The organism is Bordetella pertussis 18323 (genome assembly GCF_000306945.1).
GTDB lineage: Bacteria > Pseudomonadota > Gammaproteobacteria > Burkholderiales > Burkholderiaceae_B > Bordetella > Bordetella pertussis.
This window is the reverse complement of the sequence record NC_018518.1, coordinates 678,280-697,832: the sequence shown is the minus strand read 5'-3', so window position 1 is coordinate 697,832 and position 19,553 is coordinate 678,280. Positions and strand designations below refer to the sequence as shown.

General features: G+C 67.9%; 18 protein-coding genes and 2 pseudogenes. 4 read left to right on the top strand and 16 right to left on the bottom strand.

Annotated features, from left to right (window positions below):
• Positions 1 to 33 precede the first annotated feature (33 nt).
• From murJ to BN118_RS03330, 8 genes are all read right to left on the bottom strand, one after another.
• Entirely contained in the window at positions 34 to 1,635 is a 1,602-nt protein-coding gene (murJ, locus tag BN118_RS03365; protein WP_010931127.1) for a murein biosynthesis integral membrane protein MurJ, read from the bottom strand.
• 25 nt (positions 1,636 to 1,660) lie between these two features.
• The gene (locus BN118_RS03360) at positions 1,661 to 2,419 is read right to left on the bottom strand and encodes a 3-hydroxyacyl-CoA dehydrogenase (RefSeq protein WP_010931126.1); all 759 of its coding nucleotides are present in this window, start codon (positions 2,417 to 2,419) and stop codon (positions 1,661 to 1,663) included.
• A 91-nt stretch (positions 2,420 to 2,510) separates the two neighbouring features.
• Entirely contained in the window at positions 2,511 to 3,167 is a 657-nt protein-coding gene (adk, locus tag BN118_RS03355; RefSeq protein ID WP_003812899.1) for an adenylate kinase, read from the bottom strand.
• A gap of 90 nt (positions 3,168 to 3,257) precedes the next feature.
• Complete coding sequence (kdsB, locus tag BN118_RS03350; RefSeq protein ID WP_010931124.1) at positions 3,258 to 4,022, bottom strand: 3-deoxy-manno-octulosonate cytidylyltransferase; 765 nt, start codon at positions 4,020 to 4,022, stop codon at positions 3,258 to 3,260.
• Between the two features lie 9 nt (positions 4,023 to 4,031).
• The gene (locus BN118_RS03345) at positions 4,032 to 4,220 is read right to left on the bottom strand and encodes a Trm112 family protein (RefSeq protein ID WP_003812895.1); all 189 of its coding nucleotides are present in this window, start codon (positions 4,218 to 4,220) and stop codon (positions 4,032 to 4,034) included.
• Positions 4,221 to 4,275: 55 nt separating this feature from the next.
• Positions 4,276 to 5,319, bottom strand: a complete 1,044-nt coding sequence (gene lpxK / locus BN118_RS03340) for a tetraacyldisaccharide 4'-kinase (protein ID WP_010931123.1) — start codon at positions 5,317 to 5,319, stop codon at positions 4,276 to 4,278.
• A complete protein-coding gene (locus tag BN118_RS03335) occupies positions 5,316 to 5,729 on the bottom strand; it encodes an ExbD/TolR family protein (RefSeq protein ID WP_010931122.1) in 414 nt (137 codons plus the stop codon). Before BN118_RS03335 ends, lpxK begins: the two co-directional genes overlap by 4 nt.
• Positions 5,726 to 6,346 carry a MotA/TolQ/ExbB proton channel family protein gene (locus BN118_RS03330; RefSeq protein ID WP_003812889.1) on the bottom strand — a complete coding sequence of 207 codons (621 nt, stop codon included), beginning with the start codon at positions 6,344 to 6,346 and terminating at the stop codon, positions 5,726 to 5,728. Before BN118_RS03330 ends, BN118_RS03335 begins: the two co-directional genes overlap by 4 nt.
• A 280-nt stretch (positions 6,347 to 6,626) precedes the next feature.
• On the opposite strand from BN118_RS03330, the gene BN118_RS03325 reads away from it, so the two are divergent.
• Entirely contained in the window at positions 6,627 to 7,577 is a 951-nt protein-coding gene (locus BN118_RS03325; protein WP_005012067.1) for an IS481-like element IS481 family transposase, read from the top strand.
• Here the strand turns inward: BN118_RS03325 and BN118_RS03320 are convergent.
• From BN118_RS03320 to alaC, 8 genes and pseudogenes are all read right to left on the bottom strand, one after another.
• A pseudogene (locus tag BN118_RS03320) lies at positions 7,577 to 8,125 on the bottom strand (Bug family tripartite tricarboxylate transporter substrate binding protein); the annotation flags it as partial. The gene BN118_RS03325 and the pseudogene BN118_RS03320 overlap by 1 nt on opposite strands.
• A 45-nt stretch (positions 8,126 to 8,170) precedes the next feature.
• A pseudogene (gene araD / locus BN118_RS03315) lies at positions 8,171 to 9,912 on the bottom strand (L-arabinonate dehydratase).
• A 48-nt stretch (positions 9,913 to 9,960) separates the two neighbouring features.
• Positions 9,961 to 11,073: an Ldh family oxidoreductase gene (locus tag BN118_RS03310; RefSeq protein WP_003812917.1), complete on the bottom strand. Its 1,113-nt coding sequence runs from the start codon at positions 11,071 to 11,073 to the stop codon at positions 9,961 to 9,963.
• Between the two features lie 56 nt (positions 11,074 to 11,129).
• Complete coding sequence (locus BN118_RS03305) at positions 11,130 to 12,080, bottom strand: IS481-like element IS481 family transposase (protein ID WP_005012808.1); 951 nt, start codon at positions 12,078 to 12,080, stop codon at positions 11,130 to 11,132.
• A gap of 208 nt (positions 12,081 to 12,288) precedes the next feature.
• Complete coding sequence (locus BN118_RS03300; RefSeq protein ID WP_003813070.1) at positions 12,289 to 12,510, bottom strand: YgdI/YgdR family lipoprotein; 222 nt, start codon at positions 12,508 to 12,510, stop codon at positions 12,289 to 12,291.
• A 213-nt stretch (positions 12,511 to 12,723) separates the two neighbouring features.
• Entirely contained in the window at positions 12,724 to 14,130 is a 1,407-nt protein-coding gene (gene thrC, locus BN118_RS03295; RefSeq protein ID WP_010931131.1) for a threonine synthase, read from the bottom strand.
• Entirely contained in the window at positions 14,127 to 15,431 is a 1,305-nt protein-coding gene (locus BN118_RS03290) for a homoserine dehydrogenase (protein WP_003813074.1), read from the bottom strand. The genes thrC and BN118_RS03290 overlap by 4 nt, the downstream gene beginning before the upstream one ends.
• Positions 15,428 to 16,615 carry an alanine transaminase gene (gene alaC, locus BN118_RS03285; protein ID WP_010931132.1) on the bottom strand — a complete coding sequence of 396 codons (1,188 nt, stop codon included), beginning with the start codon at positions 16,613 to 16,615 and terminating at the stop codon, positions 15,428 to 15,430. The genes BN118_RS03290 and alaC overlap by 4 nt, the downstream gene beginning before the upstream one ends.
• 216 nt (positions 16,616 to 16,831) lie before the next feature.
• Between alaC and BN118_RS03280 the strand changes: the two genes are divergently transcribed.
• From BN118_RS03280 to BN118_RS03270, 3 genes are all read left to right on the top strand, one after another.
• Complete coding sequence (locus BN118_RS03280; RefSeq protein ID WP_003813077.1) at positions 16,832 to 17,284, top strand: Mth938-like domain-containing protein; 453 nt, start codon at positions 16,832 to 16,834, stop codon at positions 17,282 to 17,284.
• A gap of 2 nt (positions 17,285 to 17,286) precedes the next feature.
• Positions 17,287 to 17,751, top strand: coding sequence for a peroxiredoxin (locus BN118_RS03275; protein WP_003813079.1), 465 nt, complete (start codon positions 17,287 to 17,289; stop codon positions 17,749 to 17,751).
• A gap of 79 nt (positions 17,752 to 17,830) precedes the next feature.
• Positions 17,831 to 19,510 (top strand): PhoH family protein, encoded by a 1,680-nt coding sequence (locus tag BN118_RS03270; RefSeq protein WP_003813082.1) that lies wholly within the window; start codon positions 17,831 to 17,833, stop codon positions 19,508 to 19,510.
• The last annotated feature ends 43 nt before the right edge of the window (positions 19,511 to 19,553 follow it).

The following is a 19,553-nucleotide window of genomic DNA, read 5'->3' as shown; positions in this document are numbered from 1 at the left end:
TTCACTATTTCAACGTGTGTATCAATGGAAATGTTACATGCGCCAACGGGCGCCGCGGCGGGTGAAATCGCGTGGCCGCATGCCGGCGGCCAGCAGCAGCCCGAAGTAGGCCAGCATGCAGGCCAGCAGCACGCCGCCCAGCCACAGGGCGCGCAGCCCCGGCCACGGCTGCAGCGCGATCCAGTCGATATGGCGGTCGGCGGCCAGCAATACGGCCGCCAGGGCCGCCAGGGCCGGGACCAGCCGCAGCATGAAACGCCCCCAGCCGGCGCCGGGCCGGTAGACGCCGCGCCGGCGCAGCCCGGTCAGCAGCGCGAGGGCGTTGATGCAGGCGCCCAGGCCGATGGCCAGCGCCAGTCCGGCATGCGCCAGCCACGGAACCAGGATGGCGTTGAGCAGCTGGGTCAGCACCAGCACCATGATGGCGATCTTGACCGGGGTGCGGATGTCCTGCTTGGCGTAGAAGCCGGGCGCCAGGATCTTGATCGCCAGCAGGCCGATCAGGCCGGCCGAATAGGCGATGACGGCCAGCCGCGTCTGCTGCACGTCCTGCGCCTGGAACGCGCCGTAGTGGAACAGGGTCGCCACCAGCCCGTCCGACAGCAGCGCCAGGCCCAGGGCGGCCGGCAGGCCCAGCATCAGTACCAGGCGCAGTCCCCAGTCCAGCAGGCCGCTGTAGCCGTCCTGGTCGGCGCGCGCGTGCGCCGCCGACAGGCTGGGCAGCAGCACCGTGCCCAGCGCCACGCCCAGCAGGGCGGTGGGAAACTCCATCAGCCGGTCGGCAAACGACAGCCAGGTCACGCTGCCCGGCTGCAGCCAGGTGGCGATATTGGTGTTGATCAGCAGGGAAATCTGCGCCACCGATACCCCGAGCGTGGCGGGCGCCATCTGTTTCAGGATCCGCTGCACCGTCGGGTCGCGCCAGGCCTGCCGCAAATCGAGCGACCAGCGCGGCGTCAGGCCCAGGCGGGCCAGCGCCAGCCATTGCACGGCCAGTTGCGCGACGCCGCCGGCCATCACGCCCAGGGCCAGGGCGTAGATCGGCACGTCCATGCGCGGCGCCAGCCACAGGCAGGCCGCGATCATGGCAAGGTTGAGCAGCACCGGCGTGAACGCCGGCACGGCAAAGCGGCGCCACGTGTTGAGCACGCCGGATGCGAAGGCGATGAGGGACATGCACAGGATGTACGGGAACATCACCCGCGTCATCCATACCGCGGCGCCGAACTCGGCGCCGCGTTCGGCGCTGCGCAGTCCGCTGGCCATGGCGGTCACCACCCAGGGCGCCGCCACGACGCCGGCCAGGGTGACCAGCATCAGCGCGGCGGTCAGCAGCACGGCCACCCGGTCGAGCAGCGTGCGTACCTCCGCGTCGCTGCGTTCGGTGCGGGCCGCGCCCAGGATGGGCACGAAGGCCTGCGCGAACGCGCCTTCGGCAAACAGGCGGCGCAGCAGGTTGGGAATACGGAAGGCGACCCAGAACGCATCGGTCAGGGGGCCCGCGCCGAACGCGCGCGCCACCAGGATGTCGCGCACCAGGCCGGTGATGCGCGACAGCAGGGTGAAACTGCTGACGGTAGCCGCCGAGCGTAGCAATGCCATAAAAGCCAGGGTACCAAAGCAACGTGCCGGCATCGAGCCGGCACGTCGGGGGGAGGGATTACTTGGGCGGCATCCGGATCGCGCCGTCGAGGCGGATCGTTTCGCCGTTGAGCATATCGTTGGTGATGATGCTGTGCACCAGCCTGGCGTAGTCTTCCGGGCGGCCCAGGCGCGCGGGGAAGGGGATGCTGGCGGCCAGCGAGTCCTGGACTTCCTGCGGCATGCCGAAGATCATGGGCGTGCCGAAGATGCCCGGGGCGATGGTCATGCAGCGGATCCCGGTCTTGGACAGGTCGCGCGCGATCGGCAGCGTCATGCCGGCCACGCCGGCCTTGGAGGCCGCGTAGGCCGCCTGCCCGATCTGGCCGTCGAAGGCCGCGACCGAGGCGGTGTTGATCAGCACGCCGCGCTCGCCGGTGGACTCGGGCGTGTTGGCGCTCATGGCCTCGGCGGCCAGGCGCATCATGTTGAAGCTGCCGATCAGATTGATGGAGACCACCTTCTGGAACAGGTCCAGCGGGTGGGCGCCGTTCTTGCCGACGATCTTGGCGGCCGGCGCGACGCCGGCGCAGTTGACCAGTCCGAACAGGGGGCCCAGCTCGACCGCGGCGGCCACCGCCTGCTTGCCATCGGCTTCCTGCGTCACGTCGCAGTGCACGTAGCGCTGGTTCAGCTCCTTGGCCAGCGCCTGGCCGGGTTCGTCCTGCACGTCGGCGATGACGACCTTGGCGCCGTTGGCCACCAGCATGCGCACGGTGCCGGCGCCCAGGCCGGATGCGCCACCGGTAACGATGAATACCTTGTTCGCGATTTCCATGTCAGATCCTACTTGGCTAGCAATGAAGGCGGGCAGGGCGCGCGCGGCCGCGCACCCCTGCGCGGGCGGCGCGGCGGCCTCGCGGCGCGGTTTAGCTCTGCAAAGCCTGCGACAGGCGGCTCTTGATTTCGTCGACCGAGCCGACGCCGGAGATCTTGCGGTACTTGGGCGCCGCGGCGGCATCGGACTGGGCCCAGGACGAGTAGTAGTCGACCAGCGGGCGGGTCTGGTTCTGGTAGACGTTGAGACGATGGCGCACGGTTTCCTCGCGGTCGTCGTCGCGCTGCACCAGCGGTTCGCCCGTGACGTCGTCCACGCCTTCGGCCTTGGGCGGATTGAAGCGTACGTGGTAGCTGCGGCCGCTGGCCGGGTGCACGCGGCGTCCGCTCATGCGTTCGATGATGTCGCTTTCCGGCACTTCGATCTCGACCACGTAATCCAGCGCGATGCCGGCGCTCTTGAGCGCGTCGGCCTGCGGGATGGTGCGCGGGAAACCGTCGAACAGGTAGCCGTTGGCGCAATCGGGCTGGGTCAGGCGATCGCGCACCAGGCCGATGATCAGGTCGTCCGAGACCAGGCCGCCCGCGTCCATGACCTTCTTGGCTTCCAGGCCCAGCGGCGTGCCGGCCTTGACGGCGGCGCGCAGCATGTCACCGGTGGATATCTGCGGGATGCCGTAGTGTTGGGTGAGAAAGGCGGCTTGGGTGCCTTTGCCGGCTCCGGGCGGTCCGAGCAGAATGAGACGCATGGGGGCTCCTGATGGGTTTGTTTTTTGTGATCGGGGCGATTATGCCGCAATGCAGCACCGGATGTGGGGCCGCGCCATGGGAAATAACCCTTATAACCGATTCGTGTATGCGGCCCGGGCACGTTCCAGGTCGGCTGGCGTGTCCACGCCGGCGGCGGGCGCGCTGTCGGTATGGTGCACCACGATAACGTGGCCGTGCTCCATCGCGCGCAGCTGTTCCAGCGATTCGTAGCGTTCCAGCTGTCCCTGCGACAGGGCCGGGAAACGGCGTAGGAAGGCCACGCGATAGGCATAGATGCCGATGTGATGCCAGGCGGGCAGGCCGGGGGCAAGAACCCGTGCGCCGCCGGCCAGGGCGTCGCGCGCCCACGGGATGGGGGCGCGCGAGAAGTACAGGGCGCGCCGGTCGGCCGTGCACACCACTTTCACGACATTGGGGTTGAACAGCGCCTCGGCATCGGCCAGCGGACAGGCACAGGTGGCGATATCGGCATGCGGGGCGGCCACCAGCTGGGCGGCGACCGCGTCGATCAGGGCCGGTTCGATCAGCGGCTCGTCGCCCTGTACGTTGACGACGATGGCGTCATCGGGCAGCCCCAGCGCGTCGACGGCCTCGGACAGGCGGTCGGTGCCGGTGGGGTGGTCGGGACGGGTCAGGATGGCGGCATGGCCATGGGCGGCGGCCGCTTGCTGGACGCGCGCATCGTCGGTGGCGATCATGACGCGCTCTGCGCCCGACAGCGCGGCGCGTTCGGCCACGCGCACCACCATGGGCTTGCCGGCGATGTCGGCCAGCGGCTTGTCGGGCAGGCGGGTGGACGCCAGGCGCGCCGGGATCAGGACGGTAAAGCTCACTGGCCGGACTCAGGAGGGTTGGGCGGGCGCCTCGGCGTCGAGCGAGCGCGCCTCGGCCTCCAGCATGATGGGCACGCCGTCGCGCACCGGAAAGGCGAGGCGGTCGGCGTTGCAGACCAGTTCGGCCTGCGCGCGCTGAAATTCGAGGCGGCCCTTGCACACCGGGCAGACGAGGATGTCGAGCAAACGGGATTCCATGTCGCGATTCTAAAGCAGAACGCCGGCTGCGCGGGGCGGCGCCGGCGCGGCCGGGTCAGGGTTGGCGGGCGCGCAGGGTGGCCGACAGCCAGTCGCCGAAATCCGGGTCGGACAGGCGCGTGCCGACCTGCACCGCCCACAGGCGCGGGTCGTCCAGCGCGGCGCATTTGATCGCGTCCTTGGCGGTAACCAGGATGAGGTCGGCATCCAGCGCGGTAAAGGGCGACTGCGCATAGGCGTAGTGGTCGGGCAGCGCCAGCGTGTGCGCGGGACGGATGCCGGCTTGCTCGAGCGTCTGGAAAAAACGCGCCGGATTGCCGATGCCGGCCGCGGCGGCCAGGCGCGCCGGCGGCAATGCGGCCAGGTCGGCCAGCGTCCGCGTGGCGCCGTCGGTCACGCGCTGTGCGTGGGTGGGCTCCAGCCACATGGCCAGCTGGCGCGGCGCCCCGGCCGCCGGCGCCGCCGCGGCGCGCGGGCGGCCCGCATTGGTGACGATGGCATCGACATCGGCCAGCCGCTGCGCCGGCTCGCGCAGCGGGCCGACCGGCAACAGGCGCCCGTTGCCCACGCCCCGTTCGTCCTGCACCACGATTTCCACGTCGCGCGCCAGGGCCAGGTGCTGCAGGCCGTCGTCGCTGACCACCACGTCGACGCCGGGGTGCGCGCGCAGCAGCGCCTGCACGGCCCGGGGGCGATGCGGATGCACGGCGATGGCCGCCCCGGTGGCGCGCGCGATCAAGGCGGGCTCGTCGCCGTAGTCGGCGGCAGCGAGTTGCCCCTGGCCGACGCGCGGGGCGGCGCCCACGTCCACGCCGTAGCCGCGGCTGACCACGCCCGGCGTCCAGCCGCGCGCCTGCAGTTGCCGGACCACTTCGATCACGACCGGGGTCTTGCCGGTGCCGCCCACGTAGATGTTGCCGACCACCACGACCGGCACGGGCGCCCGCCAGGCGGCACGCGCGCCGGTCAGATAGGCGTTGCGCTTGCGGGCCACGACCAGGCCGGTCAGCGCGGCCAGCGGCCGCAGCAGGGTGGACAGCCAGCCGCCCTGGCGCCATTGGCGCTCGAGCAGGCGGCGCAGGCAGCGCGGCGCGTTCACCGGGCGATCTGGGCGGCGAAGTTGACCCGGCCGATGCCGGCCAGGCGGGCCGCTTCCATGACATTGACCACCGCCTGGTGCGTGGCCTGGGCGTCGGCGTTGATGACCACGATGGGGTCGGCCTTGCCGGCGGTGGCCAGGTTCAGCGCATGGGCGATGTCGGTGGGGTTGGCGGCGTCGAGCAGGTTGCCGTTGAGGGCGTAGTGGCCGTCCTGGCTGATGGCGATTTCCAGCGCCGGCGGGGCTTCCTGTTCGGCCGCGGCCTCCGGCAGCACGACCTTCAGCTGCGTGAAGCGCGCGAACGACGTGGTGGCGGCCAGGAAGATCAGGATCACCAGCAGGACATCGATGAGGGGGATCAGGTTGATCTCGAGCTCATCCTGGCTGGCGCGGCCGCCGCGGAAGTTCATGGCCGCGCCTCGCGCGAGCGGGCCGGCGCCACGTAGCGGGCCAGCCGCCCGGCCGACTGTTCCATGGCATGCAGGTAGCCGTCGATGCGCGCGCGCAGGTAGCGGTGCACGATCATGGCGGGAATGGCGATCAGGATGCCGAAGCCGGTGTTGTACAGGGCGATCGAGATGCCGCGCGCCAGTTGCGCGGGGTCGCTGGCACCCGGTGCGTACGAGCCGAAAATCTCGATCATGCCGACCACGGTGCCGAACAGGCCCATCAGCGGCGCCACCACGGCAATGGTGCCGATGGCCGAAACGTAGCGGCCCAGCTCGTAGGCCGCGCCACGGCCGGCGTCCTCGACGGCGGTCCGCAGTTCCTCGCGCGGCAGGTGGCGCTGGCGCAGCACTTCGGCCAGCACCCGGCCCAAGGGCGAGTTGCGCTCCAGCCTTGCCAGGGCTTCGGGGGTGTCCTGCTGGTTGCGCAGCATCTCCAGGACCTGTTCGTTCAGCCCGCGCGGCAGGATCCGGCTGCGGCGCAGCGCCAGCAGGCGTTCGACGATCAGCGCCAGGCCAAGAATGGAAGTGGCGAGCAGGGGCCAGATCGGCCAGCCGGCTTCGCGTAGCAGGTTGAGCAAAACGGAGACTCCAGGGCGGGGGCCGGCCGCCGCGATAGCGCGGCGACGGTGCAAGGCCGCACTGTAACGGCCACAAGGGGGCGGTGGCAAGGCCGCCCGGGCGGCAAAACTATCCACAGAAATTGTGGATAATTCTGTGCAAAACTTGCCTCGAACGCAGTCCCGCATTGCGTTTGCGCTAGGTGTGAAGATTCAATAGGTTGTATGCATGGTTCATCCGAACCGGATTTGAGAAACTGGAAATCGCCACCCCCCCAGTTCACTCAAGGAGCCCGGCCGGATGAACACCCATAAGCATGCCCGATTGACCTTCCTACGTCGACTCGAAATGGTCCAGCAATTGATCGCCCATCAAGTTTGTGTGCCTGAAGCGGCCCGCGCCTATGGGGTCACCGCGCCGACTGTGCGCAAATGGCTGGGCCGCTTCCTGGCTCAGGGCCAGGCGGGCTTGGCCGATGCGTCCTCGCGCCCGACGGTCTCGCCCCGAGCGATTGCGCCGGCCAAGGCGCTGGCTATCGTGGAGCTGCGCCGCAAGCGGCTGACCCAAGCGCGCATCGCCCAGGCGCTGGGCGTGTCAGCCAGCACCGTCAGCCGCGTCCTGGCCCGCGCCGGTCTGTCGCACCTGGCCGACCTGGAGCCGGCCGAGCCGGTGGTGCGCTACGAGCATCAGGCCCCCGGCGATCTGCTGCACATCGACATCAAGAAGCTGGGACGTATCCAGCGCCCTGGCCACCGGGTCACGGGCAACCGACGCGATACCGTTGAGGGGGCCGGCTGGGACTTCGTCTTCGTGGCCATCGATGACCACGCCCGCGTGGCCTTCACCGACATCCACCCCGACGAGCGCTTCCCCAGCGCCGTCCAGTTCCTCAAGGACGCAGTGGCCTACTACCAGCGCCTGGGCGTGACCATCCAGCGCTTGCTCACCGACAATGGCTCGGCCTTTCGCAGCCGCGCCTTCGCCGCGCTGTGCCATGAGCTGGGCATCAAGCACCGCTTTACCCGACCTTACCGCCCACAGACCAATGGCAAGGCCGAACGCTTCATCCAGTCGGCCTTGCGTGAGTGGGCTTACGCTCACACCTACCAGAACTCCCAACACCGAGCCGATGCCATGAAATCCTGGCTACACCACTACAACTGGCATCGACCCCACCAAGGCATCGGGCGCGCTGTACCCATCTCCAGACTCAACCTGGACGAATACAACCTATTGACAGTTCACAGCTAGATGCCCGCGGCCTGCTTGAGCATCTCCATCGCCAGATGCCCCGACGAACCGTTGCCCGAGCTCGCATGCGTGTACTTGCCCGGATTCTCCTTGGCCAGCTTGATGAAATCGGCGAAGTTGCGCGCCGGGAAATCGGGGTTGGCGACCAGCACGTTGGTACCGGTGGCCAGCAGGGATATATGGGCGAAATCGCTGTTGCGATAAGGCATGCTCTGGTAGAGCGCGTAGTTGATGGCGTTCGAACCCACGCCCGACAACAGCAGCGTATAGCCGTCCGGGGCCGCCTTGGCCACCATGTCCGAGCCGATATTGCCGTTGGCGCCGCCCTTGTTCTCCACGATGACCGACTGGCCCAGGTCCTTGGCCAGCTCGGCCGCCAGCAGGCGCCCCACCGAGTCCGTGCTGCCGCCCGGCGGAAACGGCACGACCAGATGCACCGGCCGCGAGGGCCAATCCGCCTGCGCGTGGGCCGCGCCGGCCAACAACAGTCCCGCCAGGGCCGCGGTCCAGCGCCGCGCTCCCGCCAACCTGAAGCCGATCTTCGTCATGCCTGTCTCCTTTGTCGTCGTGATCGGGCCGCGCCCGCGCGCCCCTCAGTGGATCTCCGGCTCTCCTTCGGCGGCCTGCTGCGGCCGCGTCTGCAGGAAGTCGAAATCGCAGCCGCTGTCGGCCTGTCCGATGTGCTTGAGGTACAGCACGCCGAAGCCCCGCTCGAACTTGGGCGGCGGCGCCTGCCAGGCCGCCTTGCGCGCGACCAGCTCTTCGTCGGAGATCAGCACGTCGATGCGCCGCCCGGGCACATCCAGCGCGATCCGGTCGCCGCTGCGCACCAGCGCCAGCGGGCCGCCGACGTAGGCCTCCGGCGCCACATGCAGCACACAGGCGCCATAGCTGGTGCCGCTCATGCGGGCGTCCGAGATGCGTACCATGTCGCGCACGCCCTGCTTGAGCAGCTTCTGCGGAATGGGCAGCTGGCCCCACTCCGGCATGCCCGGCGCGCCCTGCGGACCGGCGTTCTGCAGCACGATGACGGAATCGGCGTCGATGTCCAGGTCGGGCGCGTCGATGCGCTCGGCCATGTCGTTGTAATCCTTGAACACCACAGCGCGGCCGGTGTGGCGCTGCAGGCGCGCCTCCATGGCGGCCGGCTTGATGACCGCGCCATCGGGCGCCAGGTTGCCGCGCAGGACGGCCAAGCCGTCGCGTTCGATCAGCGCGCGCTCGCGCGAGCGGATCACCTCGTCGTTGAACACGCGCGCGCCGGCGATGTTCTCGCCCAGCGTGCGCCCGTCCACCGTCATCTGGCGGGTGTCGAGCAGGTCGCCCAGTTGCGCCAGCAGTGCGCGCAGGCCGCCGGCGTAGTAGAAGTCTTCCATCAGGTACTGGCCGGCCGCAGGTTGGCCAGCACCGGCGTGCTGCGCGCCAGATGATCGAAGCGCTCGAGATCCAGCCCGAAGCCGGCGCGGCGCGCCAGCGCGATCAGGTGCACGACTGCGTTGGTCGAGCCCGACAGGGCCAGCACGGTGCGCACGGCGTTATCGAACGACGCCGCCGTCAGGATGTCGGCAGGCTTCAGGTCTTCCCACACCATCTCGACGATGCGCTTGCCCGTCAGGCTGGCCATCTGCGCATGGCGGGAGTCGGGCGCCGGGATCGACGAATAACCCGACAGGCACAGGCCCAGCGCCTCGACCGCGGCCGTCATGGTGGAGGCCGTGCCCATGGTCATGCAGTGGCCGGGCGAGCGCGCGATACCGTCTTCCACGCCCTGCCAGTCCTCTTCGGTGATGTTGACGGCGCGCAGCTCGGCCCAGTACTTCCAGGTATCCGAGCCCGAACCCAGCGTATTGCCGTTCCAGTTGCCGCGCAGCATGGGGCCGGCCGGCACGAACACGGTCGGCAGGCCCATCGACACCACCCCCATCAGCAGCGCTGACGTCGTCTTGTCGCAACCGCCCATCAGCACGCAGCCATCGGCCGGATACGAGCGCAGCAGCTCTTCGGTCTCCATCGCCAGCAGATTGCGGTACAGCATGGTGGTGGGTTTCTGGAACGGCTCGGACAGGCTCATGGCTGGCATTTCCACCGGGAAGCCGCCCGCCTGCCAGATGCCGCGCTTGACCTCTTCGACACGCTGCTTGAAATGGCTGTGACAGGGATTGATGTCGCTCCAGGTGTTGATGATGGCAATCACCGGCTTGCCCGCGTAATCGGAGCGGTGATAGCCCATCTGCGCCGTGCGCGAGCGGTGCCCGAAGGCACGCAGGTCTTTGACCCCGTACCAGCGGTGGCTGCGCAGATCTTCGGGACGTTTGCGTTTGGGAGCCTGGCTCATGATGTCTCGTCTTCCTCGGGGATATGAATGCTCTTGTGCGCCGCCGGCTCAACCGGCATCCAGCACATACTCGGCGCCGCTGCGTTCGCAGATCCGCCGCAGCCGTTCGCGCAGCGCCGCCGCCAGCGGCACGCCATCGCGCAAGCGCCGCGCGCGCTCGGCCGCCTCCGGATCGCCGGGCACCAGCACCGGCTGGGCCGGGTCGGCCGCGGGCGTATCGTGCAGCGTGTCGATGAGGTCATCCATCTCGGACTCGAACGAGCCGCCGGCGCGAAAAGCGTCCGGATCGAGCGCCAGGAAGAAATGACCGACATCATCGGGATCGTCCGGCCTGCGCCGGGCCGCATGGCGCGCCGCCATCAGGCTGCCGCCCAGCGTGCCGCCCAGCACCTGGGCCATGATGGCCAGGCCGTAGCCCTTGTGGCTGCTCATCTCGGCGGTGCCGCCCAGCGGCGTGAGGCCGCCTTCGGGGCGCTGGAAGATGAATTGCATGGCGGCGGCCGAATCGGTCACGCCGGCGCCCGCCCCGTCCACCGCCCAGCCGGGCGGCAAGGGCTTGCCGTAGTAGTCGTACACCTTGACCTTGTTGGCGGCCACGGTGGTGGTAGCCATGTCGAGCAGCAACGCGTCGTTGTGGGCGGCGGGCGCGCCGAATGCGATCGGGTTGGTGCCCAGCATGGGGCGGGCGCCATGGGTAGGCACCATGATGAGCGTGGTGGCGCTGCTGGTCACCAGCGCCACGGCGCCGCGCTGCACCGCCAGGCGCGCGTAGACGCCGGCCGCGCCGAAATGATGCGAATTGCGCACCGACACCGCGCCCACGCCATGCTCGAACGCCTTGTCGACCGCCATCCGCATGGCCTGCGCCGCCACCGGGTGGCCCAGGCCGCCCATGCCGTCGAGCAAGGCGCTGGCCGTGCCCTCGCGCACCAGCCGCGGCTGCGCATCGATGCGCAGCGTGCCGGCGCGCAGCTTGTCCTCGTAGGAGGGCAGCATGGAAATGCCATGCGAGTCGATGCCCAGCAAATCGGTCTCGGCCATCAGGTCGGCCGTCACGCCAGCCGGCGCTTCGGGCATGCCCCACGCCCGCAGGACGCGATCGATCTGCTCCCGCACCCGGCCTATCGCAACCATGTCCGCTTCCATACCGCTCTCGGGCACCGCACCTCTCCTCGCTGTGATTTCGCAGGCCGGCCGATGCGCCGGGACCTGCCGGCCTAGTTGTGAACTGTCAATAGGTTGTATTCGTCCAGGTTGAGTCTGGAGATGGGTACAGCGCGCCCGATGCCTTGGTGGGGTCGATGCCAGTTGTAGTGGTGTAGCCAGGATTTCATGGCATCGGCTCGGTGTTGGGAGTTCTGGTAGGTGTGAGCGTAAGCCCACTCACGCAAGGCCGACTGGATGAAGCGTTCGGCCTTGCCATTGGTCTGTGGGCGGTAAGGTCGGGTAAAGCGGTGCTTGATGCCCAGCTCATGGCACAGCGCGGCGAAGGCGCGGCTGCGAAAGGCCGAGCCATTGTCGGTGAGCAAGCGCTGGATGGTCACGCCCAGGCGCTGGTAGTAGGCCACTGCGTCCTTGAGGAACTGGACGGCGCTGGGGAAGCGCTCGTCGGGGTGGATGTCGGTGAAGGCCACGCGGGCGTGGTCATCGATGGCCACGAAGACGAAGTCCCAGCCGGCCCCCTCAACGGTATCGCGTCGGTTGCCCGTGACCCGGTGGCCAGGGCGCTGGATACGTCCCAGCTTCTTGATGTCGATGTGCAGCAGATCGCCGGGGGCCTGATGCTCGTAGCGCACCACCGGCTCGGCCGGCTCCAGGTCGGCCAGGTGCGACAGACCGGCGCGGGCCAGGACGCGGCTGACGGTGCTGGCTGACACGCCCAGCGCCTGGGCGATGCGCGCTTGGGTCAGCCGCTTGCGGCGCAGCTCCACGATAGCCAGCGCCTTGGCCGGCGCAATCGCTCGGGGCGAGACCGTCGGGCGCGAGGACGCATCGGCCAAGCCCGCCTGGCCCTGAGCCAGGAAGCGGCCCAGCCATTTGCGCACAGTCGGCGCGGTGACCCCATAGGCGCGGGCCGCTTCAGGCACACAAACTTGATGGGCGATCAATTGCTGGACCATTTCGAGTCGACGTAGGAAGGTCAATCGGGCATGCTTATGGGTGTTCATCCGGCCGGGCTCCTTGAGTGAACTGGGGGGGTGGCGATTTCCAGTTTCTCAAATCCGGTTCGGATGAACCATGCATACAACCTATTGAATCTTCACAGCTAGGGCCGCTTGCGCGAGAAAAGCCCGCCAGCATCGCGCCGGCGGGCTTTTTTTCACGGTTCGGCGGCGGCGGGAAGAGCCTCGCCGAGCCTGGACCGCGAACCCTCGCCTACTTGACCTCCTCGATCGTCTTGACGTCGTCCTTGTTCATCTGGACCTTGTGGCCGTCCTTCTCGTACTCGTAGAAGCCGGTGTCCTCGTTGTACTTCGGCTCGTCGGGCGTCACGACCTGACTGCCATCGCGCTGCTGTACCACCGAGGGCGATGAGCATCCCGCCAACACGCCAAGGCCGGTTACGGCAAAAGCCAGCGTCATGGTTTTCAGGGTCATGGGCAATCTCCAAAGTGACAATGTCGTTTCACTGTAGTGCGCCAGCCCGTCCCGCGCGGTGACCGGATGTGGTCAAAATGCATGGGACTGTAATCGCTGCGTCCCCGTCGCGCATGCCCTGTTTCTCCCCTGTATGGACGGCCATGAAAAGGCAACCCCCGGGCGCCTTGCGGCGGCCGGGGGTTGCCCTTGCAAACAGCCTGCAAGGCGTCTTTACACTTTGGCGTGGGCCTCGATGAAGGCCCGCACCGCCTGCGCGTCGCAGTCCATGAGCGTCACGCGCTGGGGCAGCGATTCGAGGTCGGCCAGGTCAGCCGGCGGCGGCACGGTGCGCCCGAGCGCCGCCTCGATGGTTTCCGCGAACTTGGCCGGCAGGGCCGTCTCGAGCACCAGCATGGGCACGCCCGGCTCGACGAACTGGCGCGCCACCTTGATGCCATCGGCCGTGTGCGGGTCGACCAGCACGCCGGTTTCGTCGAAGGTATTGCGTATGGTCTGCAGGCGGTCGGCGTGCGAGCTGGCGCCGGCCACGAACCCGTAGCGGGTTTCGAACTGCGGCTTGAGCGCCGACAGGTCGAAGCTGCCGTCGCGCGCCAGGTCGGCCCACAGCGACGCCACGCGGCCGGGGTCGCGCCCGACCAGGTCGAACACGAAGCGCTCGAAGTTCGAGGCGCGCGAGATGTCCATCGACGGGCTGGAGGTGGCGTAGGTGTGCTCGGGACCGCGCGGGCGGTAACCGCCGGTGCGGAAGAACTCCTCGAGAACGTTGTTCTCGTTGGTGGCCAGCACCAGGCGGCGGATCGGCACGCCCATGCCGCGCGCGATGTGCCCGGACAGGATGTTGCCGAAGTTGCCCGAAGGCACCGCGAACGACACCTCGCCACCCTTGGGCGCGGCACGCAGCCAGCCGTGGAAGTAGTACACCACCTGGGCGGCGATGCGCGCCCAGTTGATCGAGTTGACCGCGCCCAGGCGATAGCGCGTCTTGAACGCCAGGTCGCCGGCCAGCTGCTTGACGATGTCCTGCGCCTGGTCGAACACGCCCCGCACCGCGATATTGTGAATGTTCTCATCCTGCAGCGAGTACATCTGGGCGCGCTGGAATGCGCTCATGCGGCCGTGCGGCGACAGCATGAACACGGCCACGCCCTGCTTGCCGCGCAGCGCGTACTCGGCCGCCGACCCGGTATCGCCGGAGGTGGCGCCGACGATGTTCAGCGTGGTGCCGCGCCGCGTCAGGACGTACTCGAAGACCTGGCCGAGAAACTGCATCGCCATGTCCTTGAAGGCCAGCGTGGGCCCCTCGGACAGGCCCAGCAGCTGCAACCCCTGCCCCAGCTCGCGCACCGGGACGATGTCTTCGCTCTTGAACACGCCCTGCCGGTAGGCTGCGCGCGTCAGCCCGCGCAGGTCCTCGGCCGGGATGTCGGTGGCGAACAGCGACAGCACTTCGAAGGCCAGGTCGGCGTACGAGAGCCCGCGCCAGGACTCCAGTGTGGCCGCGTCGACTTGCGGCAGCTGCTCGGGGATGGCCAGCCCGCCGTCGGGCGCCAGGCCTTCGAGCAGGATGTCGGAGAAACTCTGCGGGGCCATGCCGCCGCGGGTCGAGATGTACTTCATGTGAGGTTTTCCATGCGCAGGCGCGTCACCTTCGAACGCACGAACGGCAGCGCTTCGATGTGCTCGATGGCCTGGTTCACATTGCCTTCGACGGCTTCGTGCGTCAGGAAGATGATGTCGGCGCCGCCGATGCGCGCGGGCTGCTGGATCATCGAACCGATGGAAATCGAGCGGTCGGCCAGGATGCGCGCGATGTCGGCCAGCACGCCGGGCTGGTCGTCGACCCGCATGCGCAGGTAATAGGAGGTGCTGACTTCCTCGATCGACAGGATCTGCAGGTCGGACAGCGCATCGGGCTGGAAGGCCAGGTGCGGCACGCGGTGGCCGGGGTCGGCCGTGTGCAGGCGGGTCACGTCGACCAGGTCGGCCACCACCGCCGACGCGGTGGGCTCTTCGCCGGCGCCCTGGCCATAGTACAGCGTGGGCCCCACGGCATCGCCGCGCACCAGCACGGCGTTCATGGCGCCCTCGACATTGGCCAGCAAGCGCTCGGCCGGCACCAGCGTCGGATGCACGCGCAGCTCGATGCCATCGACGCGCCGCTTGGTGATGCCCAGCAGCTTGATGCGATAGCCCAGGCGCTCGGCGTGGGCGATGTCCTCCTGGGCCAGTTGCGTGATGCCCTCGACATAGGCCTTGTCGAACTGGACCGGCACGCCGAAGGCCAGCGAGGCCAGCAGGGTCAGCTTGTGCGCGGCGTCCACGCCTTCGATGTCGAAGGTGGGGTCGGCCTCGGCGTAGCCCAGGCGCTGCGCCTCGGCCAGCACGTCGGCGAACGGCAGCCCGCGGGCGCGCATTTCGGACAGGATGAAATTGGTGGTGCCGTTGATGATGCCGGCCACCCATTCGATGCGGTTGGCGGTCAGGCCTTCGCGGATCGCCTTGATGATGGGCACCCCTCCGGCCACCGCGGCCTCGAACGCCACCATGACGCCGCGGGCCGAAGCGGCGGCGAAGATCTCGTTGCCGTGCTTGGCCAGCAGCGCCTTGTTGGCGGTGACGACATGCTTGCCCTGGGCAATGGCTTCGAGCACCAGCTCGCGCGCCAGCGTATCGCCGCCGATCAATTCGACCACGATGTCGACCGCCGGATCGCGCACCAGGGCAAAGCCGTCGGTCGAAATCTCGACGCCATCCCCGACGCGGCTGCGCGCCTTGGCCACGTCGCGCACGGCGATGCGGCTGACTTCGATGCGCCGTCCGGCGCGCCGTGCGATTTCTTCGGCATTACGCGCCAGCACCGCCCAGGTGCCGCCGCCCACCACGCCCAGGCCCAACAGGCCCACCTTCATCGGATTCATTTAAGCAAACCGTCCTTGCGGAACATATCCTTGATGCCGCGCACCGCCTGCCGGGTGCGCTGCTCGTTTTCGATAAGAGCGAAGCGTACGTACTCGTCGCCATACTCGCCGAAGCCGATCCCGGGGGACACGGCCACCTTCGCATCCGACAGGACACGCTTGGCGAACTCCAAAGAACCCATCGCCCTGTAGGGCTCGGGGATCTGCGCCCAGATATACATGGACGCCTTCGGGATCTCCACATTCCAACCTGCCTCGTGCAGGCCGCGCGCCAGCACGTCGCGGCGGCGCTGGTATTGCGCCACGATCTCGTTGACGCAATCCTGCGGGCCGTCCAGCGCCGCGATCGAGGCCACCTGGATCGGCGTGAACGTGCCGTAGTCATGGTAGCTCTTGATGCGCGCCAGCGCGCCGACCAGCTCGCGGTTGCCGACCATGTAGCCGATGCGCCAGCCGGCCATGTTGTAGCTCTTGCTCATGGTGAAGAACTCGACCGCCACGTCGCGCGCGCCGGGCACCTGCATGATGGACGGCGCGACATAGCCGTCGAAACAGACGTCGGCGTAGGCCAGGTCGTGCACCACCAGGATGTCGTGCTCCTTGGCCAGCGCGACCACGCGCTCGAAGAACGACAGGTCGACGCACTGCGCGGTCGGGTTGCTGGGAAAGCCCAGGATCATCATCTTGGGCTTGGGAATCGACTCGCGCACGGCGCGTTCGAGTTCCTCGAAGAAGTCGATGCCGGGCGTCATGCGCACCGAACGGATGTTGGCGCCCGCGATCACCGCCCCGTAGATGTGGATCGGGTAGCTCGGGTTGGGCACCAGCACCGTATCGCCGCGATCCAGCGTCGCCAGCATCAGGTGCGCCAGGCCCTCCTTCGAGCCGATGGTGACGATGGCTTCCGAATCCGGGTCGAACTCCACCGCGTAGCGGCGCATGTACCAGTCGCAAATCGCCTTGCGCAGGCGCGGGATGCCCTTGGAGACCGAATAGCCATGCGTATCGGGCCGGGTCGAGGCCTCGACCAGCTTGTCGACGATGTGCTGCGGCGTCGCGCCATCGGGGTTGCCCATCGACATGTCGATGATGTCCTCGCCGCGCCGTCGTGCCGCCATCTTGAGCTCGCCGGTAATATTGAACACGTACGGCGGCAAACGCTCGATGCGGGAGAACTTCCTCATGATGGGAATCCTAAAGGGCGACAGAAAGAGGGGCGGGAAAAGGCCGCGCGCGGCCGGCGCGCCGCAAGATTGCAGCGCAACAAAACCCTGTAATCTAGCGCAAGCCCGCCCGCCCGGCAAATGGACATTGATCCGTCCCCGCCGGCCCCGTGGATACCCTGCAACATGCTGTCATGCCGATGCGCTATTATCGGAACCACATAGTCGGAGTTTTTATTGAAGCTGCATACCGATCCTGCGACGGCGCTGAATACCGTCACCGCCTATGGTGACGGCTACATCGAAGTCAACCAGGTCCGCTTTTCCCACGCCATCGCCTTCGCGCCCGAAGGCCCGGTCGCAAGCTGGCCGGTCCAGCGTCCGGCCGACATTACCGCCTCCCTCCTGCAACAAGCCGCCGGTCTGGCCGAGGTAGTCCGCGATCCGCTGGCATTCCTGGACGAGCCCGAGGCAGGCGCCGGCGCGCGCCCGGCCAACGCCCCCGAAGTGCTGCTGGTAGGCACCGGCAGGCGCCAGCACCTGCTCGGCCCCGAGCAGGTGCGCCCGCTGCTGGCAATGGGCGTGGGCGTCGAGGCGATGGACACCCAGGCCGCCGCCCGTACCTACAACATTCTGATGGCCGAGGGCCGACGCGTCGTCGTCGCCCTCCTTCCCGACGGAGACTCCTAGCGATGACCCCGCTGATAGGCAAACCCGCCCCGCTGTTCACAGCGGAAAGCACCATCGGCCCCGTGAGCCTGGACCAGTGCCAGGGCCGCGCGGTCGTGCTGTATTTCTATCCCAAGGACAACACGCCCGGCTGCACCACCGAAAGCCAGGACTTTCGCGACCTGTACGAGGACTTCCTGGCCGCCAGCACCATCGTGCTGGGGGTATCGCGCGACTCGCTCAAATCGCACGAGAATTTCAAGACCAAGTACGAGCTGCCCTTCCCGCTGATCTCCGACGCCGACGAAACCGTGTGCAATCTGTACGGCGTCATCAAGCAGAAGAACATGTACGGAAAACAGGTGCGCGGCATCGAACGCAGCACCTTTCTGATCGACGCCTATGGCGTGCTGGTGCAGGAGTGGCGCGGGGTGAAAGTACCCGGCCACGCCAAGGAAGTCCTGCAAGCCGCCAAGAGCATCGGCTAAGCCTATATTGCCCATTGTCAGGCGCCCCAAGCCGGCTCACACAGGACCCCAAGCCGGCTCACACAGGAGAGTGACACCTATGCCGCTTCCGAAGTTGCCCAATCGTCCCGCAGCCATCCTGACCTTCCCTTCGGGCGATACCGCCCGCGCCAAGGCAGCACGTACCAACAGCAAACCCGCGGTCGCCGGCAACACTGACGAGCCATTGTTGCAGCCCGAACTCGCCGGCCTGGCGCCGGCGCGCAAGGCGCAGCAGAAGGCGCCGGCGCGCCCGGTGGCAGCGCCGGCGCCCGCGCCCGCCCCGGCCCCCGCGCCGGCGGCCAATCGCCCCGCCGCCAGGCCGGCGCCCGCGCGCAAGCCCCGTGCACGGACCGACAGCGCGGCGCGCAAGCTGTTCGTGCTGGACACCAATGTGTTGCTGCACGACCCCTCGTCGCTGTTCCGCTTCGAGGAACACGACATCTTCCTGCCCATGATGACGCTGGAAGAACTGGACCACCAGAAGAAGGGCATGTCGGAAGTGGCGCGCAACGCGCGCCAGGTCAGCCGCTCGCTCGATTCGCTGGTGCAGGATGCCGACAACCTGGATGACGGCCTGGCGCTCAATGCCCTGGGCAACAAGGACGCCACGGGGCGCCTGATGTTCCAGACCACCGCCATCCACAGCACGCTGCCGTCCGACCTGCCCATGGGCAAGGCCGACAACCAGATCCTGGGCGTGGTGCGCGCGCTGCAGGAACGCCACCCGCAGCGCGAGGTCGTGCTGGTGTCCAAGGACATCAACATGCGCCTGAAGGCCCGCGCGCTGGGCATGGCCGCCGAGGACTACTACAACGACCACGTCCTGGAAGACACCGACCTGATGTATTCCGGCGTGACGCAGCTGCCGGAAGACTTCTGGAACAAGCACGGCAAGGACGTGGAATCCTGGCAACAGGGCGGCACGACCTTCTACCGCATCCGCGGGCCGCTGTGCGCGCAGTTCCTGGTCAACCAGTTCGTGTATTTCGAAGGCCAGATGCCCCTGTACGCACAGGTGCGCGAAGTCAGCGGCAAGACGGCGGTGCTGGCCACGCTGCGCGACTACACCCACGGCAAGAACAACGTCTGGGGCATCACGGCGCGCAACCGCGAGCAGAACTTCGCCCTGAACCTGCTCATGAACCCGGAATGCGATTTCGTGTCGCTGCTGGGCCAGGCAGGCACCGGCAAGACGCTGCTGGCGCTGGCCGCCGGCATCACGCAGGTACTGGAGACCAAGCGCTACACCGAGATCATCATGACGCGCGTCACGGTGCCGGTGGGCGAAGACATCGGCTTCCTGCCGGGCACCGAGGAAGAGAAGATGCTGCCCTGGATGGGCGCGCTGGAAGACAACCTGGACGTGCTGAACATGGGCGAAGGCGAAGGCGGCGATTGGGGCCGCGCCGCCACCATGGACCTGATCCGCTCGCGCATCAAGGTCAAGTCGCTGAACTTCATGCGCGGCCGCACCTTCCTGAACAAGTACCTCATCATCGACGAGGCGCAGAACCTCACGCCCAAGCAGATGAAGACGCTCATCACCCGTGCCGGCCCCGGCACCAAGGTAGTCTGCCTGGGCAACGTGGCGCAGATCGACACGCCCTACCTGACCGAAGGCAGTTCCGGCCTGACCTTCGTGGTGGACCGCTTCAAGGGTTGGCCGCATTCCGGCCACGTCACCTTGCAGCGCGGCGAACGCTCCCGCCTGGCCGACTACGCCGGCGACGTGCTCTAGCATCCACCCATGCCGGAAGAAGGCCCTGCGGGGCCTTCTTTTT